This is a genomic window from Tsukamurella sp. DT100 (genome assembly GCF_049844855.1).
Lineage (GTDB): Bacteria > Actinomycetota > Actinomycetes > Mycobacteriales > Mycobacteriaceae > Tsukamurella.
In genome coordinates, this window is the sequence record NZ_JBNCLV010000001.1 from 577,905 (window position 1) to 603,069 (window position 25,165).

Consider the following 25,165-nt stretch of genomic DNA (forward strand, 5'->3'; position numbering starts at 1 on the left):
GAACGATATGAGTGATTCTGAATCCTCACGAACATCGAAACCAGTAGAGAACACACCGACACCGACGAGCTCCTTGAACCACCGAGTCTTCTTCGCCGCCGCGGGCTCGGTCCTCGCCCTCGCCCTGTGGGCACTCGCCTCTCCCGAGACCGCGGAGAGCGTGATCAGCGGCGTGGTCGACTTCATCACCACCTGGTTCGGCTGGTGGTACTTCCTCCTCGCGACGGCCATCGTCGGCGTGGTCGTCTTCATCGGCCTGAGCCGCTACGGGACGTACCGCCTCGGTCCCGAGGAATCGCGCCCCGAGTACAGCCTCTTCACCTGGACGTCGATGCTCTTCGCGGCGGGCATCGGCATCGACCTGATGTTCTTCTCCGTCGCCGAACCGGTGAGCCACTACATGAATCCCCCGGTCGGCACCGGGGAGACGAACCACGCCGCACGCGAGGCGGTGACCTGGACCGTCTTCCACTACGGCCTCACCGGCTGGGCGATGTACGCCCTCATGGGCGGGGCGCTGGCCTACTTCGCCTTCCGGCACAACCTGCCGCTGACGATCCGCGCGGCGCTGTACCCGATCCTCGGCAAGCGCGTGCACGGCCGGCTCGGCGACGCGGTCGACGTGGCCGCCGTGCTCGGCACCATCTTCGGCATCGCGACCTCGCTCGGCATCGGCATCGTGCAGCTCAACTACGGGCTCAACACGCTGTTCGGCATACCGCAGGGCAAGGCCGCGCAGATCGGGCTCATCGTGCTGTCGGTCATCGTCGCGACGATCTCGGCGACGTCCGGCGTCGACAAGGGCATCCGCCGGCTCAGCGAGCTCAACGTGATCCTCGCGATCCTGATGCTGGTGTACATCCTCGTCGCCGGGAAGTCCGACTTCCTGCTCAACGCCCTGGTGCAGAACACCGGCGACTACGTCTCGACCTTCCTCGATCGCACGATGGACACCTTCGCGTGGGGCCAGGTGAACCCCGAGGTCCCGGGCAACGACCCGTCGGGCTGGCTCGACGCGTGGACGCTGTTCTTCTGGGCGTGGTGGGTGGCGTGGGCGCCGTTCGTGGGCCTGTTCCTCGCGCGGATCTCGCGCGGCCGCACCCTGCGCCAGTTCGTGTTCGGCGTGCTGGTGGTCCCGTTCAGCTTCATCCTGGTGTGGATCTCGGTGTTCGGGAACAGCGCCCTCGATGTGGCCCGCGGCGACAAGGGCTTCGCGGAGGCCACCGCGTCGACGCCCGAGGTGGGCTTCTACTCGCTGCTCGAGAAGTACCCCGGCGCACCACTGCTCCTGGCGATCGCCACCATCACCGGGCTGCTGTTCTACGTCACCAGCGCCGACTCCGGCTCCCTGGTGATGGGCAACTTCACCAGCAAGCTCGACGACCCGATGGCGGACTGCGCGCGGAGCACCCGCATCTTCTGGTCCTTCGCGATCGGCCTGCTCACGCTAGCGATGCTGTTCGCCGGCAACGAGGGATCGATCGTGACGTTGCAGAAGGCGACCATCATCATGGGCCTGCCCTTCTCCTTCGTGCTCGCCCTGGTGGGCATCGCGCTGCTGCGGGCGCTGCACACCGAGTCCTACAAACACGACAGCTACCGCACCGCGCTGCCGAAGTCGCTCGCGGCCGGGCGCAGCGGCGGCGAGCCGGGCAGCTGGCGTCGCCGGCTCCTCGCGACGGTCCAGTACCCGGGCCGCGCCGCGACGCTGCGATTCCTCGAGAACTCGGTGGCGCCCGCGATGCGCGACGTGGCAGCCGAATTCGCCGCCGAGGGCGTCTCCGCCACGATCGACGAGTCCGGCCGCAGTGAATCGCTCCCCTCCCCCACGCTCAAGGTCGACCTGGCCGGCGAGCCGCACTTCGAGTACTGCGTGTGGCCGGTCTCGGCGCCGGCGCCGAGCTACGCGATCCTCGCGCAGCGCTCCGACGACCGCTACTTCCGCTGCGAGGTCTATCTCGCCGAGGGCTCGCAGGGGTACACGCTGGGCGGCTACACCCGTGAGCAGATCATCGGCGACATCCTCGACCAGTACGAGCGACACCTCGGCTACCTGCACCTGCGGCGCGCCGCAGGCGACCATCACGACGGCCACGACGAATCCGCCGTCACCCGCACCGATCCCGACGCCGACGCGTCCACGGAACCCGAAGGGACACCCGCATGACCGAACCCACCCTGTTCATCGACGGCGCCTGGCGCCACAGCGAGGGCGGCGGCACCCGCACGATCGTCTGCCCCGCCGACGGCTCCGAGGCCGGCGTCGTCGACGAGGCGACCGCCGCCGACACCGAGGCCGCGATCGCCGCGGCGCGTCGGGCCTTCGACACCGGCCCCTGGCCGCTCACCTCCGCCGCGGAGCGCGGCGATCTGCTGCTGCGCGTCGCCGACGCGATCGACCGCCGCCGCGACGAGTTCGCGCGCGCCGAGACCGCCGACACCGGCAAGCGGCTGTACGAGTCCGAGCTCGACATGGCCGACATCGCCGCCTGCTTCCGCTATTTCGGCAAGCTCGCCGGCCAGGACAGCGGGCGGATCGTGGACGCCGGCTCCGCCGACGTCGCCTCGCAGATCGTCTACGAGCCGGTCGGCGTGTGCGCGATGATCACCCCCTGGAACTACCCGCTGTTGCAGGCCGCGTGGAAGGTCGCGCCGGCGCTGGCGGCCGGGGACACGTTCGTGCTCAAGCCCTCCGAGCTCACCCCGCACACCTCGATCCTGCTGATGAAGGTGCTGCAGGAGGTGGGCCTGCCCGACGGCGTGGCCAACCTCGTCCTCGGCGCCGGAGCGCAGGCCGGCGCGCCGTTGTCCACGCATCCCGACGTCGACCTCGTCTCGTTCACGGGCGGCCTCGTGACGGGCCGCCTCATCGCCGCGAACGCCTCCGGGACCGTGAAGAAGGTGGCGCTCGAGCTGGGCGGCAAGAACCCCAACGTGATCTTCGCCGACGCCTGCGCCACGCCGGAAGGCCTTGCGGCCGCGGTCGACAACGCGCTCAACGCCGCCTTCCTGCACTCGGGCCAGGTGTGCTCCGCGGGCGCGCGCCTAGTGGTCGAGGAGTCCGTGCACGACGCCTTCGTCGACGAGCTCGTCCGCCGCGCCGAGGGCATCCGGCAGGGCCTGCCCTACGCCGAGGGCACGGAGACCGGGCCGCTGATCTCCGCCGCGCACCGCGACAAGGTGCACGCCTACGTCGAGAAGGCCCGCGAGGACGGGGCGGTGGTCCGCACGGGCGGCGCCTTCGCCACGGGCGACCAGGGCTCGGGCTCCCTGGACGGGGGCTTCTTCTACCTCCCGACGGTGCTGGACCAGTGCGACCCGTCGATGGCCTGCGTGCACGACGAGGCCTTCGGGCCCACCGTCACCGTCGAGACCTTCACGACCGAGGACGAGGCCGTGGCCATCGCCAACGACACCGAGTACGGCCTCGCCGGCGCCGTCTGGTCCGCCGACGGCGGCCGGGCCAAGCGCGTCGCGCGCCGCCTGCGGCACGGCACCGTCTGGATCAACGACTTCGGCCCCTACCTCCCTCAAGCCGAGTGGGGCGGCTTCGGCGCCTCGGGCATCGGGCGCGAGCTCGGGCCCACCGGCCTCGGCGAGTACCTCGAGGCCAAGCACGTGTACGAGAACCTGCGGCCGTCCGTGACCGGATGGTTCGCCGAGCGGAAGGACGCGTAAGTGAGCTCTGAGGACGCACGGGACGAGGACGTCTTCGACTACGTGTTGGTGGGCGCCGGATCTGCCGGGGCCGCCGTCGCCGCACGCCTGTCCGAGGACCCGACGGTGACGGTCTGCCTGCTGGAGGCGGGACCGTCGGACGTGGGCGACGAGGCGATCCTGCAACTGGACCGGTGGATGGAGCTGCTGGAGTCCGGCTACGACTGGGACTACCCCATCGAGCCGCAGGAGAACGGGAACTCCTTCATGCGGCACGCCCGCGCGAAGGTGCTGGGCGGCTGCAGTTCCCACAACAGCTGCATCGCCTTCTGGGCGCCGCGCGAGGACCTGGACTCCTGGGAGCGCGACCACGGCGCCGCCGGGTGGGGCGCCGATTCGGTGTACCGCTTGTACCCGAAGATCGAGACCAACGACGCCCCCGGCGAGCACCACGGCCGGTCCGGGCCCGTGCACATCATGTCCGTGCCGCCGAAGGACCCGTGCGGCGTCGCCCTGCTGGATTCCTGCGAGGAGGTGGGCATCCCGCGGGCCGAGTTCAACACCGGGACGACGGTGACCAACGGCGCCGGCTTCTTCCAGATCAACCGCCGGGCCGACGGGACGCGGTCGTCCTCGTCGGTGAGTTACCTGCACCCCGTGCTGGACCGGGAGAACCTCACGATCCGCACCGGCGCGTGGGCGAAGAAGGTGGTCTTCGACACGAGCGGTGAGGTGCCGCGCGCCGTGGCGGTGGACATCACCGACAACGCCTTCGGGCGGACGACCCGGGTGGGAGCGCGCCGCGAGGTGATCGTCAGCGCGGGCGCCATCGATTCGCCGAAGCTGCTCATGCTCTCGGGGATCGGCCCCGCGGATCACCTGCGCGAGACCGGCGTCGACGTGCTCGTCGACTCCCCCGGCGTCGGCGCGCACCTGCAGGACCACCCGGAGGGCGTGATCGGCTTCGAGACCTCACGGCCCATGGTGCGCGAGTCGACGCAGTGGTGGGAGATCGGAATCTTCACTCCCACGGAGTACGGCCTCGACCGGCCCGACCTGATGATGCACTACGGCAGCGTGCCCTTCGACATGCACACGCTGCGCCAGGGCTACCCCACGGCGGAGAACACCTTCTGCCTCACGCCGAACGTCACGCACGCGCGCTCGCGCGGCACCGTCCGGTTGCGGTCGCGGGACTTCCGGGACAAGCCCAAGGTGGACCCGCGGTACTTCACCGACCCCGAGGGACACGACATGAAGGTGATGATCGCGGGCATCCGGAAGGCGCGGGAGATCGCCGAGGCGGGGCCGCTCAAGGACTGGATCGAGCGGGAACTGTACCCCGGACCGGGCGCGCAGACCGACGCCGAGCTCGCCGACTACATCCGGCGCACGCATAACACCGTGTATCACCCCGCCGGATCGGTGCGGATGGGCGCGGTCGACGACCCGATGTCTCCCCTGGACCCCGAGCTGCGGGTCAAGGGCACCGCGGGCCTGCGGGTGGCGGACGCGTCGGTGTTCCCCGAGCACACCACCGTCAATCCCAACATCACCGTGATGCTGGTTGGCGAACGCTGCGCGGAGCTGGTGGCCGCGAGCCGCTGAACCGTCTCGTCACGGGAGCAGGCGGGCCGGGAGGCCGAAGGCCTCGAACCGGTCCGCCTGGTCCAAGCACGTGGTCACTCGGGTGATCCGGGCACCGTCGGACTCGAGGACGACGAGCGCGAACGGGCGCATCCCGTCCTCGTCGCCCGGCGCGTACTGCCCGAACGCCGGGCAGCCGTTCGCGGTCGTCGCGACGAGGCGGTGCCCGACGCAGGCGTCGCCCGAGCCGAACAGCGCCGCGTAGTCGTCCGCACCCCGCAGCCAGAAGGCGACGGGCGGCATGGAGAAGACGACGTCCTCGGCGAGCAGAGCGGCGAGTCCTGCCACGTCGTGGCGCTCGAAGGCGCGGACGAAGCCGTCGAGCAGCCGCTGGTCCACGGCGGGGGCCGGGACGTCCGACGGTGCCGGCTCCGCCCCCGCGAGCAACTTCCGGGCGCGCTGCAGCGAGGAGTGCGCGGCGGCCGCGCTGATCCCCAGCATCGACGCGGTCTCGGCGGCGCTGTGCCGGTAGACGTCGCGCAGGACGAGGACCGCGCGCTGCGACGGCGTGAGGTGCTGCAGCGCGGCGACGAAGGCCATCCGGATGGTCTCGTGCCGCTCGGCGGCGGCGGCCGGATCGCCGCCGGCGTCCGGCAGGGGCGTCACCCAGCTGCCGGGCCGCAGCTCCGCGAAGGCCTGGTCCCCCGCGCCGTTCCGCTCCGACAGGTCGGTCGGGAGCGCCTTGCGCGGAGCGGCGCGGAGCAGATCGATGCAGTACCGGGACGCGATCGCGTACGCCCAGGTCCGCACGCTCGCACGCGCCGGATCGTAGGTCTCCCGCGTGCGCCACAGCCGCAGGAGCACCTCCTGCGCGGCATCCTCGGCGCCCGCACCGTCGCCGATCATCCGATAGCAGTAGCGGACCAGCTCGGGGCGCAGCTGGCCGAGGAGTCCCTCGTCGATCACCGCCCCGTCGACCACCGCCACAGTCGCGATCATCCCACGGCGGCGGGGTCCGGGACCGGGCGTCGGCCCGTCGCGATCAGGACGATCGTGGCCGTCGGCAGCGGGACGTCCTGGGGGCCGTCGCCGAGGACCAGGTCGGAGTCGACGGCGGTCAGGCGCAGGCCGGTGAGGTCGACACCGAAGAAGGCGAGGCCCTCCGCGGTCGACCCGGCGACCGTCGCCGCGAGCACCTCGGGCGCCGGGCCGGGCAGGCCCAGCGGGACGGTGATGTCGAGGCCGTGGATCACCTCGTGGGCGAGCGCGCCCTGCGTCGCGCCGGGCCCCGGCGTCCACCGGCTCGCGACGCGCGCCTGCTGGATCGCCAGCAGCTCGGCGTCGGAGTAGCGGGCGACGTCGTCGCGGGCGGTGCGGTCGACCGCGGCGTTGATGTCGCCGCCCGCCTCGGCGAGGGCGGCGCCGAACTGCTCCTGCGTTTGGGTGTCGGTCATGTTCAGGTGCGCGACCACCTCGCGCACGCGCCAGCCCACGCAGAGCGAGTCGGCGGCCCAGTGCGCAGGGGTGAGGTCCGCCAGCAGCGCGGCCATCCGGGCGCGCTCAGCGACGGTGGCGTCGTACAGGTCGGTGTCGGTGCGGATGGTCATGGCGGTCTCCTGTGCTCGGAATCGGTCGTCACAGGTGCATACGAGCGGGGCCGCCGGAATTCGTCGCGCGAGCGACCATCGGCGGTCCGGGCCTATCCTGAGGGGTATGGCGAACGACTTCACCCGCTTCGCGGCCGTGGCGGCCAAGCTCGCACGCGAGCACGGCCCCCGCCTCGCCGCGCAGGTCGTGAACAGTCCCCCGGTCCGCGCCGGCCGGGACGCGATCACCCAGGTGGTCACGCAGACCGTGAACCAGGCGCTCGGGCTGGAGGCTCCGGCGGAGCCCAAGGAGTTCACGCCCGGCAGGCCTGTGACCCGCACGTTCACCCCGACCGCACTGATGGCGCGCGGCGTCTTCTACGCCCCGCAGCTCGACGGGCAGGCCGACCCGGGCGAGATCGTGTGGACCTGGGTCGAGTTCGAGGAGACGACGGGGCCGAACGCGGGCCAGGGCAAGGACCGGCCCGTACTGGTCGTCGGGCGCTCGGTGAACAGCCTGCTCGGACTGATGCTGTCCAGCCAGGAACGGCACATGGGCGATCCGGACTGGGTCGGCATCGGGTCCGGCCCCTGGGACACCGATCAGCGGCCCTCCTGGGTGCGGCTCGACCGCGTCCTCGACGTGCCGGAGGACGGCATCCGTCGCGAGGGCGCCGTGCTGGACCGGCGGCGCTTCGAGTCCGTCGCGCAGCGCCTGCGCGACGAGTACGGCTGGAGCTGAGTCAGCCCAGCACCTCGACGACCTTGCGCGCGGTCGCCTTCGCGGAGCCGGGGTTCTGGCCGGTGACGAGGTTGCCGTCGGAGATCGCGTACGAGACGAACGGGAGCCTGGCCTTCTCGTAGAGCGCGCCCCGCTTCTTCATCTCGTCCTCGGCGTTGTACGGGACCAGCTTGTCGACGCGGGCGAGCACCTCCTCCTGCCACGCGAAACCCGTGACCTTGCGGCCGGCGACGAGGTACTCGCCGTTCGAGAGCCTGGTGTTGAGCAGCCCGCAGTAGCCGTGGCAGACGGAGGAGACGACGCCGCCGCGCTCGAAGATCTCGCGGCTGATCCGCTGCAGCCCCTCGCTGTCCGGGAAGTCGTACATCACGGCGTGGCCGCCGGTGAAGAAGATGGCGTCGAAGTCCGCGGAGTCGATCTCGTCCGGGCTCTTCGTGCTCGTCAGCAGGGCCATCCGCGACGGGTCCGCGCGCCAGGCCTTCGCCGTCCTGTCGTAGTTCGGGAACTTCAGCGACCGCGGCTCGAGCGGCACCTCCCCGCCCTGCGGGCTCACGAGCACCTGCTCGAAACCCGCCTCCTCGAAGACCTGCCAGGCGTGGGTCAGCTCCGAGAGCCATAGGCCCGTCTGGTGCGACGGGTCGTCGTAATGGCCGACGTTGGTGACGACGTTCAGGATGCGCTTCGGCATGGTGGGACTCCCGGCGAACGACTGCAGTTGACACTGCTTACATTAGCGCGACCGGGCCATGTAAGCAACGCATACATCGTTCACACGCCCAGATGCTCCCGCAGGAACCGCCCCGTCACGCTCGCCGGCGACGCGGCCACCTCCTCCGGCGTGCCCTCCGCGACGACGGTGCCGCCCGCGGCGCCGCCACCCGGGCCGAGGTCGATCACGTGGTCGGCGTTGGCGATCATGTCGAGATCGTGCTCCACGACGATCACCGTTGCGCCGCGGTCGACGAGGCGCTGCAGCACGTCGAGCAGCACGCGGACGTCGCGCGGGTGCAGGCCCACCGAGGGCTCGTCGAGCACGAAGACCGCGTCGGACTGGTCCCGGCCCAGCTCCCCGGCGAGCTTGAGGCGCTGCGCCTCGCCGCCGGAGAGGGCGGGGGTCGCCTCGCCGAGCGTGAGGTAGCCGAGGCCGAGGTCGGCCAGGGTGCGCAGCTTCTTCGCGATCCGCGGCACCGGCACGAAGTCGACGGCCTCGCGGACACTGAGCGCGAGCAGGTCCGGCATCGACAGCCCGTCGGGCTCCGGCCACCGCACCGACGCGGCCTCGGGGGCGTACCGTCGGCCCAGGCAGGCCGGGCATTCGATGTCGACGTCCGGCAGGAACTGCACGTCCAGCGAGACCTGTCCGGTACCGTCGCACCGCGGGCAGCGCAGCGAGCCCGTGTTGTACGAGAACGCGCCCGCCTTCAGATCCGCGGCCTTCGCGGCGGCGGTCTTCGCGTACTCGCGGCGCAGGTCGTCGAGCACGCCGCTGTAGGTCGCGACGGTCGAGCGCACGTTGAGGCCGATCGGCGTCGCGTCCACCAGGTTGACGCGCCCGAGCCCCGGTGCGTCGAGCGTGATGACGTGCGCGGGGAGCTGCTCGCCCGCAGCGGCCGCGGTGAGTGCCGGGACCAGGCCCTCCAGCACAAGCGTCGACTTGCCGGAGCCGGACACCCCGGTGACCGCCGTGACCCGTCCGACGGGGACGTCGACGGCGAGGGCGTGCACGGTGTGGATCGGCGCGGTCTCCAGGTGGATCCGGCCGCGCGCGAAGATCTCGTCGTCGGGTGTGCGGGGCCTGGTGCGGACGGGTTCGCGGCCGGCCAGGAAGGGACCGAGGACGGACGCGCCGTCGGCCTCGATCTCGGCGACGGTGCCCTGCGCGAGGAGGCGTCCGCCCTCGGCGCCCGAGCCGGGGCCGATCTCGATGAGGTGCTCGGCCTCGCGCAGCACGTCGAGGTCGTGGTCGACGACGATCACGGAGTTCCCGTCCCGCAACAGGTCCCGGACCACGCCGAGCAGTCCCTCCACGTTGGCGGGGTGCAGCCCGACCGACGGCTCGTCGAGTACGTAGAGCACCCCGGTCGTGCGGTTGCGGACCGCCCGCGCGAGCTGCACTCGCTGTCGCTCGCCCGTGGAGAGCGTCGCCGCGGCGCGGTCCAGGCCGAGGTAGCCGAGACCGAGCTCCAGGAGTCGCCGGGCGATCGTCTCGAGGGTGTCGACGAGGATCGCCGCCATCGCGCGCATGTCCGCCGGAAGGGGCCCGACGGTGCCGGGCGCCCACGTCACGACCTCGTCGAGCGTCATGGCGCTGACGTCGGCGAGGCCGAGGCCGCCGATCCGCGGCGCCCGAGCCCCGGGGCCGAGCCGGGTGCCGTCGCAGTCGCCGCACGGGCCCGCGTGCACGAACCGGTTGACCCGCCCGAGGCCCGCCTCCGTGGTCGCCTTGTCGAGCGCCTCCTGCACGGCGGCGTTCGCGCTGCGGTAGGTGAAGTTGACCTCGAAGAGCTTGCCGTTCTTGCTGGAAACCGCGACCTTGCGCTTCTCGGCGGGGCCGTGCAGCACGATCTCGCGCTCGGCGTCGGTCAGCTCGACGTACGGCACGTCGATGCGGACCCCGAGGTCGGCGACGACCTGCGGCATGAACGAGAAGCCGAACATCGACCAGGGCGCGACGGCACCGTCGGCGATCGTCTTCGACGGGTCCGGCACCAGCGCGGCCCCGTCGATCGCGCGGACGACGCCCGTGCCCGAGCACGTAGGGCAGGCGCCGTCGGAATTGAAGGCCAGCGCCTCCGCGCCGGGCGGGGAGAAGACGGCGCCGCACTGCGGGCAGGTGAGGTCGTGGCCGGCGGCGACGTCGATGGTCGGGTCGAGGTAGTGGCCGTTCGGGCAGCGGTGGGAGGCGAGGCGGGAGAACATGAGCCGCAGCACGTTCAGCAGCTCCGTGCTGGTACCGAAGGTGCTCCGGACGCCTGGGACGCCGGGCCGCTGCCGCAACGCGAGCGCCGCGGGGACGTGCTCCACGGAGTCGACGGCGGCGCGGGGCGCCTGCGCCATGCGGCGGCGCGTGTACGTCGACAGCGCCTCCAGGTAGCGGCGCGAGCCCTCGGCGTAGAGCACGCCCATGGCCAGCGAGGACTTGCCGCTGCCGGAGACGCCGGCGATCGCGACGAGGCGGCGCAGCGGCACGTCGACGTCGAGGGAGCGCAGGTTGTGCACCCGCGCCCCGCGGACCGCGATCCACAGCGGGGTGTCGTCGGTCATGCGCAGCGAATCATCATGCGAGGCGGGTGATCTCCACGACCACGTCGAGGTCGGACGCGCCACCGCCCGCGATCACGCCGCGCAGGGGCGGAACGTCGGCGTAGTCGCGGCCCACACCGACCGAGACGTGCCGCTCGCCGATGGGGACGTCGTTGGTGGGGTCGTAGCCGCGCCACTGCCCCGTCCACGCCTCGATCCAGGCGTGCGACTCCCCCGCCACCGTCGACCCGACCTCCGCGTCGCGCTGCGGGTGCAGGTACCCCGAGACGTACCGGGCGGGAATGCCGACGCTGCGCAGCAGGAGCAGCGTGAGGTGCGCGTAGTCCTGGCACACGCCCTTGCGCTCGTCCCATGCGTCGATCGCCGACGAGTGCACGCCCGTCGTGCCGGGCACGTAGTCCAGCTCCTCGTGCACCCAGCGGCACACCGCGAGCACGGCCTCGTCGAGCTCCAGATCCTTGACCAGCTTCTTGGCCTGCGCCGTGAGCTTGCGGTGCTTGGGCACGTAGTCGGTGTAGCTGAGCAGCTCGTCGAACCGGTCGCGCACGCGGTCGGTCGCGAGCTCGTCCCAGCCGACCACATCGCCGGTGTCGTCGGCGGCCTCGGTCTCCACGACGGAGGCGCCGGTGACCTCGAGCGCGGTGTGCGGGGCGTGCAGGTCGAAGGCGGTGACCGCGGTTCCCCAGTAGTCGGTGTACCGGTAGGCGCGGGTGGCGGGCACCGTCTCCACGCGGTTGAGGATGACATTCTGCCGTTGGTCGCTGCGCGGCGTCAGGCGGGCCTCGTTGTACGACGAGGTGACCGGCGCGTTGTAGCCGAAACCGGTGGAGTGCACGACTCGAAGACGCCAGCTCACAGCTCCCCCTCCAGGATGGTGTCGATGTCGCCCCGGGCGCGGGCGTCGGTCCACGCGACGTAGGGCGTCACGTGGAAGTAGCGGGCGGTGACCGCCTCGCCGGCGGCCTGCCCGAGCTCCTGCAGCGCGAGGAGCCGCCGCTGCAGGTCCTCGAGGAGTTCGCCGGGGGCGAGGAACTCGAGCTCGCCGCGGGCGCGGCCGAGGAGGCGCTGCGCCTCCGTGCGGGTGCCGAGACGGCCCTCACGCCCGCCCTCGATGGCGTTGAGGCAGTCCTCCGCCGTGGTGAGCGCGTGGATCACCGACCGCGGGAACAGCCGGTCGACGAGGATGAACTCGACCACGCGAGTGGCGTCGAGCACGCCGCGGTGCGTGCGCAGGTACGTGTCGTGGGCGCCCGTCGCGCGGAGCACCGTGACCCACGTGGGGGCGTTCGCCCGGTCGCCGGCGCGCGAGAGGAGCAGGCGCACCGCCATGTCCATCCGCTCGATGGAGCGCCCCAGGAGCAGGAAGCGGTAGCCCTCGTCGCGCGAGAGCGTCGAATCGGTGAGGCCGGAGAACATCGCCGCGCGGTTCTTGATGTAGTTGAGGAACTCGTGCGGGCCGAGCCGACGGGCCGCGCGCTCGCGCTCGGCGAGGCCGTTGTACGTGGAGTTGAGGCACTCCCACATCTCGGAGCTCGTGACCTCCCGTGCGCCGCGGGCGTTCTCGCGGGCGGAGGCGACGGTGGCGGCGATCGAACCACTGCCCGGGTCGCGGTTGTAGGCGACGACCTCGGTGACCGAGCGCAGGTCGAGCGGCTGGTCGGCCGGCGGCTCGGGGATGCCGAGGACGCGGACGAGCTGGCGGGAGACCCGGTCCTCGTCGACGGTGGCGTCCTCGAGGAACTGGTGCACGGTCACGTCGAGCATGCGGGCGGTGTCGTCGGCGCGTTCGGCGTACCGTCCGATCCAGTACAGCGCCTCCGCGTTACGGGCGAGCATCACGGACCTCCTCTCGAGCCTGCTGCTGTTGTTGGTCCTGCGAGCTGAGCTCGGGGCCGAGCTCCACCTGCTGCTGTTCGGCGAGGTCCCGGCTCGGGACCACCTCCACGCCTTCGAGTTCCGCCTCGGCGGCGGAGGACCGGGCCGCGAGGACCCAGGTGTCCTTGGAGCCGCCGCCCTGGCTCGAGTTCACGACGAGGGAGCCCTCGGGCAGCGCGACGCGGGTGAGGCCGCCGGGCAGAACCCAGACGTCGTCGCCGTCGTTGACCGCGAACGGCCGCAGGTCGACGTGGCGCGGGCGGGCCTGCTCGCCGATCTTGGTCGGCACCGTCGACAACTGCATGACCGGCTGCGCGATCCAGCCGCGCGGATCCGCGACGACCTTGCGGCGGATGGTCGCGAGCTCCTTCTCGCTCGCGTCGGGGCCGAAGACGATGCCGTAGCCGCCCGAGCCCTCGACGGGCTTGATGACGAGCTCGTCGATGCGGTCGAGCACCTCCTCGCACTCGTCGTCGAGCCAGCAGCGCAGGGTGTCGACGTTCTGCAGCAGCGGCTTCTCACCGAGGTAGTAGTCGATGATGTCGGGCACGTAGGTGTAGGTCAGCTTGTCGTCGGCGACGCCGTTACCGACCGCGGAGCTGATCACCACATTGCCGGCGCGGGCGGCGTTGAGCAGGCCCGCGACGCCGAGCACCGAGTTCGGGAGGAACTGCATCGGGTCGAGGAACTCGTCGTCGATGCGGCGGTAGATCACGTCGACCTGCTGCTCGCCGCTCGTCGTGCGCATGTAGACCACGTTGTCGCGGCAGAAGAGGTCCCGCCCCTCGACCAACTCGACGCCCATCTGCCGGGCGAGCAGCGAGTGCTCGAAGTAGGCCGAATTGGCCATACCCGGGGTGAGCACGACGACCGTCGGGTCGGCCTCGTTGGAGGCAGCGGAGCGGCGCAGCGCGCGCAGCAGGTGGGAGCTGTAGTCGGCGACGGCGCGCACGCGGTGCCGCTGGAACAGGTCGGGGAAGACCTGCGCCATGGTCCGGCGGTTCTCCATGACGTAGCTCACGCCCGACGGGGACCGCAGATTGTCCTCCAAGACGCGGAACGTGCCCTCGGCGTCCCGGATCAGGTCGATGCCGGCGACGTGGATGCGCACCCCGTTGGGCGGGCGGATGCCCGCGGCCTGCCGGTGGAAGTGGGCGCAGGAGGTGACCAGCCGCTTGGGGACGACGCCGTCGCGCAGGATCTCCTGCTCCGAGTAGATGTCGTCGAGGAACATCTCCAGCGCCTGCACGCGCTGCTTGATGCCCTTCTCGAGACGGTTCCACTCCGCGGCCGCGATGACGCGCGGCACGAGGTCCAGCGGGAAGGGCCGCTCGCGGCCCTCCAGCGAGAAGGTGATGCCCTGGTCGATGAAGGCGGCGCCGAGCGCGTCGACCCGGGCCGCCAGGTCCGACTCGTCGGCCGAGGACAGAGCGCCGAAGATCCGCTTGTACGGGGTGCGAACGGTGCCGTCGTCGGCGAACATCTCGTCGAACGCCCGCCCGAACGACGGTGCGTCGTCGTAGCCCGCGAAGAGGGGCGCCTCGTCGGACAGTCGGGGTGCGGCGGCCTGCTTCCGGGTCGCGGACTTGGCCTGTTTCTGCGGGGTCACCCGGCCATCGTGCCGCACCAGCGCCGTTTCGGCAGCGCTCTCGTTCACGGCGTGGCAATGTTGATGTCGAGCACCGTTCCCGCAGGCGGTGCCGCGATTTGGGTTGTGTCCGGGCCGCTGGTAACCTGGTACGTCGGCAGTCATCACCGGCTGCCCTTTCGAGACAAGAGAGTTTGAACGCGTGGCCAACATCAAGTCCCAGATCAAGCGGATCAAGACCAACGAGCGCAACCGTCTGCGCAACCAGTCGGCGAAGTCGTCGCTGCGTACCGCCATCCGCCACTTCCGCGAGGCCATCGACTCCGGGGACAAGGCCAAGGCCGGCGAGCTCCTCGTGAGCACCAGCCGCCAGCTCGACAAGGCCGCCAGCGCCGGCGTCATCCACGCCAACCAGGCCGCCAACAAGAAGTCGGCGCTCTCGCTCGCTCTGAACAAGCTCTGATCTTCCGCTAGACGCGCGTATCACCGCGCCGCACCACCCCCCGGCACCACGCGGGCCGGGACTGGTACGGCGCGGTTTTCGCGTATCCGGGTGCGGGCACCGTTCGACGGTGCCTTCCTCCCGCCCCGCCGCTCAGGCGCCGGGTTCAGCCCGCGAGGGTGGCGACCTTGCGGACCGCGATCTCCAGCGCGTAGTCCGGGTCCGCGGCCTGGCCCTTCACGTCCGCGTTCGCGGCGGCCACGGCCTGCAGCGCTCCTGCCACGTTCTCGGCGCGCCACCGTCGCGCCACCTGCGTCATCTTCTTCACCTTCCACGGCGCCATGCCCAGCTCCCCCGCGTCCCGGTACTGGTCGGGGGTGCGCCCCAGGCCGCGGATCCGCGCGACGGAGTGCACCGCGTCCGCGAGCGCGTCGGCGATGAGCACGTGCGGCGTGCCGCGGTGCTGGGCCCAGCGCAGCGCCTCCAGTGCGGCCGCGACCTGCCCGGCGACGGCCTTGTCGGCGATCTCGAAGCCGGTGACCTCAGCGCGACCCGCGTAGTAGCGGTGCACCGCGGCCAGGTCCACCCGACCGCCCGTGTCCGAGACGAGCTGCGCGATCGCCGCGGCGAGCTCCCGCAGGTCCTTGCCGACGGAATCCACCAGCAGGTCCACCAGCTCGTCGGAGACGCGCACCTTCTGCGCCCGGAACTCCGACTTGGCGAAATCCGCCCGGTCGCGCGCGGACGTGATCGTGGGCACCTCGACCAGCTCCGCGCCGGCCTTCTTCAGCGCGGCGACCATGGACTTCGCCCGGCCGCCGCCGCTGTGCTCGATCACCAGGGTGATGCCGTCCGGCGGGCTCTTCGCCGCCTCGACGATGAGGTCGACGGGGGCCTTGCCCGCCTCACCCGCGGACTCGAGGACGACGATGCGCTCCTCGGCGAACAGCGACGGGCTCAGCAGCTCCACCAGCTCGGACTGGTCGACGTCACCGGCGCGGATCCGGGTGACCGGCACGGCGTCACCTGCGCCGCCCGGGAGGCCCATCCCGCCGTCGCCCGCCGCCGCGCGCGCCGAGTCGACGATCGCCGAGACCGCCCGCTCCACCAGGAGGCCCTCGGTCCCCACCACCACGTGTACGCGCGCGCTGTCCACCACGACTCCCATACTTCCAGACCCCACCGACGACGACGCACGCCACGACGAGCACGACACTCGTGAACGCGCCGCCCGGCACCTCGACGACGCCGATCCGCGCGCACCATCGCGCGACCGCGATCACCCACCACAGCTCCGGGCCGGTCGCCCGCACCGCTAGCGCGGCCACGGGCGCCGCGATCGGCGCAGCCACGGCCGCGAGTGTTCCGACCACGGTGATGATCGGGATCACCGGGCCCGCCAGCAGATTCGCGACCACCCCGCCCAGCGGCACGCGACCCGAGAAGGCCACGACGAGCGGCAGCGTGACCACCTGCGCCACGAGCGTCACGGCGAGCAGCCCGGCGAGGGTGTCCGGCACCCGTGCGGTCACGAGTCGGTCGCGCACGACGGGCGACCACAGCACCAGCCCGGCGGTCGCCGCCACCGAGAGAGCGAAGCCGATGTCGCGCGCCAGCGCCGGCCGCACCAGCATGAGGACGATGACCGCCGCGAACAGTGCGACGAGCGGCTGTCGGCCGCGACGCAGCGCCAGCGCAGCCACTCCGACCAGTCCCATCACGGCGGCCCGCACCACGGACCCGGTGGGCCCCACCAGCCCGACGAAGGCGACGATCGCCACCGTCGTGACCGCGGCCCGCGCCGCGAGCGGCAGGCCCGCCGCCGCGCACAGTCCGAGGACGCACAGCGCGATGATCGCGAAGTTGGCGCCGCTGACGGCCGTCAGGTGGGTGAGGCCGGAGTCCTGGAAGTCGCCGCGCACCGTCGGCAGCGTGGCGGACTCGTCGCCCAGCACGAGTGCCGGCAGGAGCCCGGCGGCGTCCACGGGCAGCGCCTCGGCGGCCACCGCCGCGAGCGCGCGACGGACCGCGGCGGCGGCGCGGAAGTACGGCGGCGCGCGCCCGAGCACCGTCGGATCCCCCGAACCGACGAGGACCGCAGCCACCAGGCCCGGCCGCGTGCTTCGCAGCACTGTCGCGCGGATCGCGACGCGCTCGCCGGGGACCAGCGCGCCGAGGTCGTGCGTCGCACCGAGCAGCAGCACTCCCCCGCGGACCGGCGTCGTGGCATCGGTGCGGACCGCCAGAGCCGTCGCCGGCACCAGGACCCGTGACGCGTCGAGGTGCCCGCCGGGATCACCGGAGCGCTGCCGCGGCCACTCGTCGATCTCGAGCACGACCTCGACCGCTCCGGCGCCGTCGAAATCCGCGATCGCCGCGCGCTCGCGGTCGTGCACCCGCACGGCCACCGAGGCGGCCACGCCCGCGCCCAGGCCGGCAGCCGCGGCTACCGCGACACAGACCATTTGAACCACGGGCCTCGGATCCCGCCGTCGGAGCCCCACCGCTCCCGCCGCCGCCACCGCCAGGCCCGCCGTCGTCCACCACGCCGCCGCGGCCGAGATCAGGGCGACCGCGGCCGCCGCCCAGCAGACGATCGCCGCCGGGAGCAGGCGCAGGTCCAGCCGCTCACGCACGTCACACCGTGGCCATCGGCTTGATTTTGGCGAGCTTCGCGTCGCCGATTCCGCTGACCTTCCCGAGGTCGTCGACGGTGCGGAATGGGCCGTTCTTGTCGCGGTAGGCGATGATCGCCGCCGCGGTCGCCGCGCCCACCCCGGGCAGCCGGTCGAGCTCGGTGGCGTTCGCGGTGTTGATGTTCACCGCACCTGCCGCGGCAGCCCCGGTGCCACTCGCCGCCCCTCCTGGCGTACCCGACGGCACTGCGGCCACCGCGGATCCCGAGCGCACGGAGCTGCGCAGCGTCACGCCGGCCTTGGGATCGACCACGCCGACGACCACCTGATCGCCGTCGCGCAGCGGCTGGGCCAGGTTCAGGCTCGCGGTGTCGGCGCCGCCGAGCGCGCCGCGGGCGGCGGTCAGCGCGTCGGCCACCCGCGCGCCGGGCCGCAGGCGATGCAGCCCCGGCGCGCGGACCAGCCCCACGACCGCCACCACCAGCTCCGTCGGCGTCGCGCCCGGCGCAGAACTCGGCGCCGCGCCGGCCCCAGCCGACGGCGCGGCCGCCGACGGCTCCACCGACGTCGACGACCCCGCGAAGTCCACCACCGGGTACTCGCCTGCCCCGCCCTCGCGCGACGGTCCGAGCACCGCCACTGCCGCTACGACGGCGGCGATCACCCCCACCACGACGAGGGCCACCGCGGCCCGGGGCGTCGTGCGCACCCTCTCGACGGTGGAGCGCCACCCCGTGGGTTCCTGCTCGTCCCAGAAGTCGTCGTCCTCCATGCGCACCCTGCGCGACGGAGCGACCCCTCCGTCGGGCCCGAGGTCGTCCCACTCTCCGCCGCGCGGATCCGGACGATCACGCCGAGCCGTCGCGAACTCCTCCAGCCACGCCGGCCGCGCGAAGATCTGCTCGTCCGCGACGCCGGTCCCGGCCGTCGCTTCTCGTTCGCCGTTCATGCGACGAACCTAGGTCGCGGGCATCGTCGGAAAGCCCGCAGAGAACCGAGAAACAGAGCGCCTGTGGATAACCCCGAACCTGTGGAGGAAGGGCCCTGCCGCACCGAATCGGTCGGAGGAGTGTGCTAGGCCGAATCCGCCTCGTCGACCAGCGCCGGGGCGACCGCGACACCCACCGCGCCGGGCCCGAGGTGAGCGGCGATGGTGCCGCCGAACCGGCCGATCACCAGCTCCTGGAGCTGTGGGAACTCCTCCTTGACCAGCGCGGCCACGTGCTCCGCGGCGTCGGGCGCCTCGACGTGGTGCACCGCGACCCGCGCGGGCCGTTTCCCGAGGTGCTGGGAGGCGAGCGCCGCCAGCTGGTCGCGCGCCCGGGACACGGTGCGGGTCTTGCGCTCGGAGACGATCCGGCCGTCCTGCAGCCGCAGCACGGGCACGATCTGCAGCGCGCCGCCGAGCAGCTTCGCCAGCGCGCTCACGCGCCCGCCGGCTCTCAGGTGGTCGAGCGTGGCGACGCAGAAGAAGCCCTCGGCACCGTCGAGCACCTGGCGCGCGGCCTCGGCGACCTCGTCGGCGGACGCCCCGGCGCGGGCCAGACGGGCCGCCTCCAGCACGCCGAAGCCCATGGCCATGTCGATGCTGCGCGAGTCGATCACCGTGATCCCGGCGTCCATGAGCCCCGCCTGCGCCACCGACGTGGAGTAGGTGGAGCTCAGGTGCGAGCTCATCGTGATGACGACGACCCCGTCGCCCTCGGCCTCCGCGACCGCGGCGGCGAGCACCTCGCGGACCTCGCCGACGGACGGGCCGGACGTCGTCACGCCCTCCTTGACGAAACGCTCCGCCTGGTAGCCGGTGCCGTAGTCGATGTACTCACTCTCGCCCGACAGCACGTGCAGGGGCAGGATGCGGATGCCCATCTCGGCGGCCCGCTCGGGCGCGATCGCGGCCGATGCGTCGGTCACCACGACGACGGTCATCGCGCACCTCCTTCACCGCGCAGGGCGCGCAGCACCCGCTGCGCCACCTGCTCGTGCATCTCGAACGACCAGTGGATCCCGTCGATGTTATTGATCCCCAGGTCGAACGACCACTCGCACAGGTCACGCAGGGGGACGGCGGGCACGCCGACGTCGTCGGACCAGGCGCGGATCGCCCGTCGCGTCCGCGCCCACCCCGGGTGCGCGAAGGAGTAGGCGAGTGCCCGGTGCGTCGGCGGCTCGAGCACCGCGACGGGGGCGGCGGGGCGCAGGGAATGGATCGAGTCGTAGGTCTTGCCGAGGTAGTCCACGGTGACCTTCGGCGGGAGCGCCATCGGCCAGCCGACCGGCGAGAAGACCTTCTGGATCGTGGCGTAGCCGTCGCGGGCACGGGCGCGCAGCGAGACGGGGCGCAGGTAGCGGATCTGCTCGCGCACCGCGGTGGGCAGCGGCGAGGGCAGCGAGTCCATGCCACCGAGGGCCAGCACGGCGGCCTCGACGCTGGGGACGGCCGCCCAGACGCGGGGGTCCTGCGTCACGCACCACCAGCCGTCGCGGGTGGTCCACCCGACGCGGGCGAAGAGTTCGCAGCGCAGCCCCAGCTCGGCGGCCACGAGGTTGGGCCAGATCCGCGGGTCGGAGGTCGGCAGCGCGCCCTCGGGGCCGTAGAAGCCCAGGGAGTCACTCAGGACGAGCAGCGTGCCGGTCGGGGAATCGCTCACTGGACCTCGGGCGCCACGTCCGACGAGGCGTTCCACACGTCGAGCCGCCAGCGCGTCGCGTCTCCGTGCGCGGAGAGCTGCACCCAGCTGCAGTTGCCGAGGCCGCCGAGGACCGGCCAGTGGTCGACGGGCAGGTCCAGCAACCGGGCGGTCAGGGCGGCGATCAGTCCGCCGTGCGCGACCAGGATCACGGGCCGCTCGCTCGAGCCCCACTCGGCGAGCCGCTCGGTGAGCTCCGTCACCAGCGGGTACGACCGCGCGGCCACGTCCACCCGGGCCTCGCCGCCGGGCGGCGCCCACTCGGGGGCGTCGCGCCACCGTCGGCGTGCGCCGGGCATGTACGCGTCGACCTCGTAGTGGGTCATCCCCTGCCAATCGCCCAGCATGGTCTCCCGGAGCCGCACGTCGGTCTCGACGGTGCCCCCGGTGACGGCCGCGAGCGCGTCCGCGGTGTCGCGGGCGCGGCGCAGGTCGGAGCTGAGGATGGCGATGGGATCGCGATCGCCGAGCGCGTCGGCGGCCGCTGCGGCCTGCCGCCGCCCCAGGTCGGTGAGGTCGGTGTCGAGCTGGCCCTGCATGCGGCCCTCGGCGTTCGACGCGGTCTGGCCGTGCCGGAGCAGGATGAGTCGGCGCACCGTCGGGGTCAGGCGCTCGACCGACGAGTCGAGCCCGTCCTCCACATGCATCAGGCGCCCTCGCGGTCCCCGTCGGTGCCGTCCGAGCCCTCCGTGCTGTGCTCGCCCAGACCCTCCACCTCGATGCGCGGGCAGTCCTTCCACAGCTTCTCGAGGGCGTAGTACTCCCGCTCCTCCTCGTGGAAGACGTGCACGACGATGTCGAGGAAGTCCAGCAGGGCCCAGCGGCCCTCGCGGGCGCCCTCGCGGCGGGTGGGCTTGACGCCGGCCTCGCGGAGCTGGTCCTCGACCTCCTCGACGATGGCGTTCACCTGCCGCTCGTTGCCCGCCGACGCGATGACGAAGGCCTCGGTCAGCACGAGCTGCTCCGAGACGTCGAGCACCACGACGTTCGTGGCGAGCTTGTCGTCGGCCGCACGGGCCGCGATGGCGGCGAGGGTACGGGCCTGATCGGATGCGGTCATGATCCTCCTGGGTTCACGGTCTTGTCCGGTGCCGGGCGGCTCTGGTACAGAGCGCGCTTGGCGATGTACTGCACCACGCCGTCGGGCACGAGGTACCAGACGGGCCGTCCGGCGTCGGCGCGCGCGCGACATTCGGTCGACGAGATGGCCAGCGCGGGCACCTCCACGAGGAACAATCTATCCTTCGGCACGTCCGACAGGTGATCCGCGGCCAGCTGATAGCCGGGACGGGAGACACCCACGAAGGTCGCGAGGCCGAACAGCTCCTCCCAGTCCTGCCAACTGAGGATCGACGCGAGGGCGTCGGCGCCCGTGATGAAGAACAGGTCGGTGTCGGGATTCTGCCGGTGCAGATCGCGCAGCGTGTCCACGGTGTAGGTGTCGCCGCCGCGGTCGATGTCGACGCGGCTGACGGAGAAGCGCGGGTTCGAGGCGGTCGCGATCACCGTCATCAGATACCGGTCCTCGGCGGGCGTGACCTCGCTCTTCTGCCACGGCCGGCCGGTGGGGACGAAGATCACCTCGTCGAGGTCGAACCGGTCCGCCACCTCGCTCGCGGCCACGAGGTGGCCGTGGTGTATCGGGTCGAAGGTCCCACCCATGACGCCGACGCGACGGCGCCCGGCGGTGCTGGACTCACGCATAACGGACCATCCTATGCATGCCGCCGCCGGGTCAGACGGGCAGCAGTCGCCCGATGACGTCGGCCAGCTGCCCCGCGGTGCGGCACTCGTACATGTCGATGAGCCGCCCGTACTTGTCGGCGACCGAGTCGCCGCTCCCCCACGCGGCCTTCCGCTCGGGGTTGAGCCAGAACGCGTGCCGGGCTTTCTCGACGAGCTCGTCGAGCTCCGCGAGCGCGGGGTCCGTGTGGTTGGACCGGGCGTCGCCGAGGATGAGCAGCGTGCCGCGGTGGGTCACGGCGTCGGGGAAGTCGCGGACGAAGGTGCGCAGCATGTTGCCGTAGTCGGAGCCGCCGAACCGCGCGACGTTGGTCTCCCGGATCACCCGGTCGAACATGTCCACCACGGTGTCGACGGTGAGCGTGCGCGACGGGTCGATGTAGTCGGTGATCTCGTCCACGGAATCGACGAAGCCGAACACCCGGATCTTGGAGAACTCGGCGCTGAGCGCGTGCGTGAGCAGCAGCGTGAAGTTGGAGAAGCCCGCGACCGAGCCCGAGAGGTCGCACAGCAGCACGAGCTCGGGCTTGGTGGGTCGGGGCCGACGGTGCGCCAGATCGATCGGCACGCCGCCGGTCGACATCGACTTGCGGAGCGTGCGCCGCAGGTCGATGGGGCCGCGACGGGCGCGGCGCCGCCGCACCAACAGCCGCGTGGACAGCTGCCGGGCCAGGGGCCGGACGGTCTGCTCCATGCGGTGCAGCTCGGTCCGGGTGGCGGCGAAGAAGGCGACGTTCTCCGGCAGCTGCGGCGCGGCGTACTGCGCGACGGCCTCGGGTCCCCGTCGGGCGGCCATCGCGACTGACGTGAGCTCGGTGACGCGCTCGGTGAGCCCCGCGACGCGCGAGCGCGCAACGCGGCGGGCGGACTCGTACTCGAAGCTGCCCGGCGCGGCGCCGTCCTCGCCCGCGGCGGCGAGCAGGCCGTTGGCGATGGCGGCGATGAGCGTCTGCGGGTTGAGGGCCTTGAGCGCCTGGTACGACGAGAAGGCGGTGCCGGTGGCGGAGTTGTACTCGCCGAGCTGCTCGACGATCTGGCTGGCGATGCCGTCGTGGTCGCCGCCGGCGACGAGCGCGGCGATCGCCTCCTGGCGGAGCGCCTCGCGCACCGCGTCCGGATCGGGCGGGGTGTCGGACCCGGGCATCTTCAGCGGGTCGGGCTCCCCCGGCGCGCCGGAGCAGCCCTGCCCGCCCGTGCCGGAGGCGCCCGCGGCACCGTCGGTCACGGCGCCGAAGCCGCCGCGCACCGGGAAGTACAGGTCGAAGATGACGTCGAAGGTCTTGCGGTGCATCTGCTCGCGCAGGAGCACGGCGGCGAGGCCCTCGCGGAGCTGGCCGCGGTCGGTGAGGTCGAGCACCGTCAGCACCTCGGCAGCCGTGATCGCCTCGCCCGGGCCGATCGCCATGCCGCGCTCGCGGAGCGTCCGCACGAAGGCGTGCAGGTGCTGATCGAGCGGGGTTCCGACGGGGGCGGTCATTTACAGGCCCAGCGCCGCGGCGGCGGTCTCGATGTCGACCTGGTGCTTGAGCACCACGCCGAGCGTCGAGCGGAGCGCCGCCTTGTCGATGGAGCCGCTGGCACTGCCGGTGATGCCGAGCGCGAGCAGGGTGCGGCACCAGTCCAGCGTCTCCGAGACCGACGGCTTCTTCTTCAGGTCGAGGCCGCGCAGCGTCGAGATGACGCGGAGCAGCTGCTGCGCGACCTCGGTGGGCAGGTCGGGGACGCGGCTGCGGATGATCGACAGTTCCAGCTCGGCGTCGGGGAAGTCGATGTGCAGGTAGAGGCAGCGACGCTTCAGAGCCTCCGACAGCTCGCGGGTGGCGTTGGAGGTGAGGAAGACCAGCGGCTTGCGGACGGCCGTGATCGTGCCCAGCTCGGGCACCGTCACCGCGTAGTCGGAGAGGACCTCGAGCAGCAGGCCCTCGAACTCGAGGTCGGCCTTGTCGGCCTCGTCGATCAGCAGGACCGACGGTCCGCCCTCCCGCACGGCCTGCAGGAGGGGCCGCGGCAGGAGGAACTCCTCGGAGAAGACGTCCTGCTTGGTGTCGTCCCAGTCGCCGTCGGTACCGGAGGACTGGATGCGCAGGATCTGCTTGGCGTGGTTCCACTCGTACAGGGCGCGGGCCTCGTCGATGCCCTCGTAGCACTGCAGGCGGACGAAGCGCGCGGCGCGGGCCTGCGAGCAGGCACGGGCCAGCTCGGTCTTGCCGACGCCGGCGGGGCCCTCCACGAGGAGCGGCTTGCCCAGCTTGTCGGCGAGGAAGACGGCCGTTGCGGTGGCGACCGACGGGATGTAGCCGGTCTCGCGCAGTGCCGCGGCGACGTCGTCGACGCTGGTGAACAACGCGGTGGGAGCGGGGGTCGTGATGTCGGTGCTCAGCGTGCGGCCTTCCGTTTGAGGACCTCCTTCGAGAAGCCCTTCGACGCGATCTCTGCACTCATCTTCACACCCTTGCGCACGACGAAGCCGGGCAGCTTGATCTTGAGGTCGATGTTCATGTCGCAGAGCACGTGCACCTTGTCGTCGCCGACGGGCGTGAGCTGGTAGTACCCGCCCTGGGAGCGCACGGCCACGCCCTCGCCCTCGGACTGCCAGGCGACCCTGGTCTCGGGGGTGAACTCGTAGCGGAAGCGCATGGTGTCGCTGATGCCGACCATGCCGGCCTCGACCTCGACGAGGCGGGGGTTGCCCGCCGCATCGCGCTCGGCGACGGTCACGCTCTTGTGCGAGGACGACCACGCGGGGAGTGATTCGACGTCCAGCAGCGTCGCGTAGGCGAGCTCCGCGGGGGCGTCGATCTCGAACTCGACCTTCTCGTTGATTGCCATCGCAACAATCTAGCGGTGCCGCCGGGCCCCGCCGAACGGAACCCGGCGGCGGACCGTCAGGCTGCGGCCTTGCGCTTCATGACCTCTTTGGTGAGGCCGTTCTTGATGATGTCCATGGCGAGCTTGATGCCCTTCTTGACCACGAAGCCGGGCGCCTTGACCTTGGGGTCGAGGTACATCGTGACCTTGACGTGCGTCTGGTCGTCGCCCTTGGGCGAGAGCTCGTAGATGCCGCCCTGACTGCGCACGGCGGTGCCCTCGTTACGGGTGTCCCACTTGCAGCTCACGTCGGTGAAGACGTAGTCGAAGGTGAGATTGTCGCTGAACATCAGCAGCCCGACGGAGGCGTCGACCACGCTGGGGCGGCCGTTCGCGTCGCGCTCGACGACCTTGACGTTGCTGTGCGCCGACGACCAGTCCGGCAGGGCGTCGACGTCGGCGAGCGTGTCGAGGACCAGCTTGACGGGGGCGTCGATGTCGAATTCGAGGGACTCGTTGATTGCCATGGCGACAACCTACCGGGCCG

At 71.8% G+C, this 25,165-nt stretch carries 24 protein-coding genes; 5 read left to right on the forward strand and 19 right to left on the reverse strand.

What is annotated here, in order from left to right; translation table 11 throughout:
* Nucleotides 1–7 precede the first annotated feature (7 nt).
* Genes betT through ACLQ3K_RS02875 form a run of 3 tightly spaced genes read left to right on the forward strand, consistent with a single transcriptional unit; the run spans nt 8 to nt 5,265 of the window.
* A complete protein-coding gene (gene betT / locus ACLQ3K_RS02865; protein WP_425996833.1) occupies nt 8–2,167 on the forward strand; it encodes a choline BCCT transporter BetT in 2,160 nt (719 codons plus the stop codon).
* Nucleotides 2,164–3,678: an aldehyde dehydrogenase family protein gene (locus ACLQ3K_RS02870; RefSeq protein ID WP_425996835.1), complete on the forward strand. Its 1,515-nt coding sequence runs from the start codon at nt 2,164–2,166 to the stop codon at nt 3,676–3,678. Before betT ends, ACLQ3K_RS02870 begins: the two co-directional genes overlap by 4 nt.
* Nucleotides 3,679–5,265 (forward strand): GMC family oxidoreductase, encoded by a 1,587-nt coding sequence (locus ACLQ3K_RS02875; protein WP_425996837.1) that lies wholly within the window; start codon nt 3,679–3,681, stop codon nt 5,263–5,265. It abuts the gene before it with no gap.
* A gap of 9 nt (nt 5,266–5,274) precedes the next feature.
* Here ACLQ3K_RS02875 and ACLQ3K_RS02880 read toward each other — a convergent pair whose 3' ends face one another.
* Together ACLQ3K_RS02880 and ACLQ3K_RS02885 are read right to left on the reverse strand one after the other, a co-directional pair.
* Nucleotides 5,275–6,231, reverse strand: a complete 957-nt coding sequence (locus ACLQ3K_RS02880) for an RNA polymerase subunit sigma-70 (RefSeq protein WP_425996839.1) — start codon at nt 6,229–6,231, stop codon at nt 5,275–5,277.
* An 8-nt stretch (nt 6,232–6,239) separates the two neighbouring features.
* Nucleotides 6,240–6,851, reverse strand: a complete 612-nt coding sequence (locus tag ACLQ3K_RS02885) for a maleylpyruvate isomerase family mycothiol-dependent enzyme (RefSeq protein WP_425996841.1) — start codon at nt 6,849–6,851, stop codon at nt 6,240–6,242.
* Between the two features lie 106 nt (nt 6,852–6,957).
* On the opposite strand from ACLQ3K_RS02885, the gene ACLQ3K_RS02890 reads away from it, so the two are divergent.
* Nucleotides 6,958–7,572: a type II toxin-antitoxin system PemK/MazF family toxin gene (locus ACLQ3K_RS02890; protein ID WP_224646426.1), complete on the forward strand. Its 615-nt coding sequence runs from the start codon at nt 6,958–6,960 to the stop codon at nt 7,570–7,572.
* Between the two features lies 1 nt (nt 7,573).
* Here the strand turns inward: ACLQ3K_RS02890 and ACLQ3K_RS02895 are convergent, their stop codons facing one another.
* The 5 genes from ACLQ3K_RS02895 to ACLQ3K_RS02915 all read right to left on the reverse strand — a co-directional run bounded on the left by ACLQ3K_RS02895 (nt 7,574) and on the right by ACLQ3K_RS02915 (nt 14,194).
* A complete protein-coding gene (locus ACLQ3K_RS02895) occupies nt 7,574–8,260 on the reverse strand; it encodes a type 1 glutamine amidotransferase domain-containing protein (RefSeq protein ID WP_425996843.1) in 687 nt (228 codons plus the stop codon).
* A gap of 80 nt (nt 8,261–8,340) precedes the next feature.
* A complete protein-coding gene (locus ACLQ3K_RS02900; RefSeq protein WP_425996845.1) occupies nt 8,341–10,836 on the reverse strand; it encodes an excinuclease ABC subunit UvrA in 2,496 nt (831 codons plus the stop codon).
* Between the two features lie 13 nt (nt 10,837–10,849).
* Nucleotides 10,850–11,692, reverse strand: coding sequence for a transglutaminase family protein (locus tag ACLQ3K_RS02905; protein WP_224646419.1), 843 nt, complete (start codon nt 11,690–11,692; stop codon nt 10,850–10,852).
* Nucleotides 11,689–12,672 (reverse strand): alpha-E domain-containing protein, encoded by a 984-nt coding sequence (locus ACLQ3K_RS02910; protein ID WP_336671533.1) that lies wholly within the window; start codon nt 12,670–12,672, stop codon nt 11,689–11,691. The genes ACLQ3K_RS02905 and ACLQ3K_RS02910 overlap by 4 nt, the downstream gene beginning before the upstream one ends.
* Complete coding sequence (locus tag ACLQ3K_RS02915; protein ID WP_224646543.1) at nt 12,659–14,194, reverse strand: circularly permuted type 2 ATP-grasp protein; 1,536 nt, start codon at nt 14,192–14,194, stop codon at nt 12,659–12,661. Before ACLQ3K_RS02915 ends, ACLQ3K_RS02910 begins: the two co-directional genes overlap by 14 nt.
* Before the next feature lie 307 nt (nt 14,195–14,501).
* Between ACLQ3K_RS02915 and rpsT the strand changes: the two genes are divergently transcribed.
* On the forward strand, nt 14,502–14,762 hold the full coding sequence (gene rpsT, locus ACLQ3K_RS02920) for a 30S ribosomal protein S20 (RefSeq protein WP_224646417.1): 261 nt from the start codon (nt 14,502–14,504) through the stop codon (nt 14,760–14,762).
* A gap of 145 nt (nt 14,763–14,907) precedes the next feature.
* Here the strand turns inward: rpsT and holA are convergent, their stop codons facing one another.
* The 12 genes from holA to ACLQ3K_RS02980 all read right to left on the reverse strand — a co-directional run bounded on the left by holA (nt 14,908) and on the right by ACLQ3K_RS02980 (nt 25,145).
* Entirely contained in the window at nt 14,908–15,849 is a 942-nt protein-coding gene (gene holA / locus ACLQ3K_RS02925; RefSeq protein WP_425996848.1) for a DNA polymerase III subunit delta, read from the reverse strand.
* Nucleotides 15,764–17,377, reverse strand: coding sequence for a ComEC/Rec2 family competence protein (locus ACLQ3K_RS02930; RefSeq protein ID WP_425996850.1), 1,614 nt, complete (start codon nt 17,375–17,377; stop codon nt 15,764–15,766). Before ACLQ3K_RS02930 ends, holA begins: the two co-directional genes overlap by 86 nt.
* 1 nt (nt 17,378) lies before the next feature.
* A complete protein-coding gene (locus tag ACLQ3K_RS02935) occupies nt 17,379–18,326 on the reverse strand; it encodes a helix-hairpin-helix domain-containing protein (protein ID WP_425996852.1) in 948 nt (315 codons plus the stop codon).
* Between the two features lie 125 nt (nt 18,327–18,451).
* Nucleotides 18,452–19,306 carry a DegV family protein gene (locus ACLQ3K_RS02940; protein WP_224651036.1) on the reverse strand — a complete coding sequence of 285 codons (855 nt, stop codon included), beginning with the start codon at nt 19,304–19,306 and terminating at the stop codon, nt 18,452–18,454.
* The gene (gene octT, locus ACLQ3K_RS02945) at nt 19,303–20,028 is read right to left on the reverse strand and encodes a diglucosylglycerate octanoyltransferase (protein ID WP_425996854.1); all 726 of its coding nucleotides are present in this window, start codon (nt 20,026–20,028) and stop codon (nt 19,303–19,305) included. The genes ACLQ3K_RS02940 and octT overlap by 4 nt, the downstream gene beginning before the upstream one ends.
* Nucleotides 20,025–20,714, reverse strand: coding sequence for a histidine phosphatase family protein (locus tag ACLQ3K_RS02950; RefSeq protein WP_425996856.1), 690 nt, complete (start codon nt 20,712–20,714; stop codon nt 20,025–20,027). The genes octT and ACLQ3K_RS02950 overlap by 4 nt, the downstream gene beginning before the upstream one ends.
* A complete protein-coding gene (gene rsfS, locus ACLQ3K_RS02955; protein ID WP_425996857.1) occupies nt 20,714–21,127 on the reverse strand; it encodes a ribosome silencing factor in 414 nt (137 codons plus the stop codon). The genes ACLQ3K_RS02950 and rsfS overlap by 1 nt, the downstream gene beginning before the upstream one ends.
* Entirely contained in the window at nt 21,124–21,771 is a 648-nt protein-coding gene (gene nadD / locus ACLQ3K_RS02960; RefSeq protein WP_224651024.1) for a nicotinate-nucleotide adenylyltransferase, read from the reverse strand. The genes rsfS and nadD overlap by 4 nt, the downstream gene beginning before the upstream one ends.
* Before the next feature lie 31 nt (nt 21,772–21,802).
* Nucleotides 21,803–23,287, reverse strand: coding sequence for a vWA domain-containing protein (locus ACLQ3K_RS02965; protein ID WP_425996859.1), 1,485 nt, complete (start codon nt 23,285–23,287; stop codon nt 21,803–21,805).
* Nucleotides 23,288–24,178: an AAA family ATPase gene (locus tag ACLQ3K_RS02970; protein WP_224651045.1), complete on the reverse strand. Its 891-nt coding sequence runs from the start codon at nt 24,176–24,178 to the stop codon at nt 23,288–23,290.
* Nucleotides 24,179–24,186: 8 nt separating this feature from the next.
* Nucleotides 24,187–24,639: an SRPBCC family protein gene (locus tag ACLQ3K_RS02975; protein WP_425996861.1), complete on the reverse strand. Its 453-nt coding sequence runs from the start codon at nt 24,637–24,639 to the stop codon at nt 24,187–24,189.
* A 56-nt stretch (nt 24,640–24,695) separates the two neighbouring features.
* The gene (locus tag ACLQ3K_RS02980) at nt 24,696–25,145 is read right to left on the reverse strand and encodes an SRPBCC family protein (RefSeq protein WP_224651013.1); all 450 of its coding nucleotides are present in this window, start codon (nt 25,143–25,145) and stop codon (nt 24,696–24,698) included.
* Between the last annotated feature and the right edge of the window lie 20 nt (nt 25,146–25,165).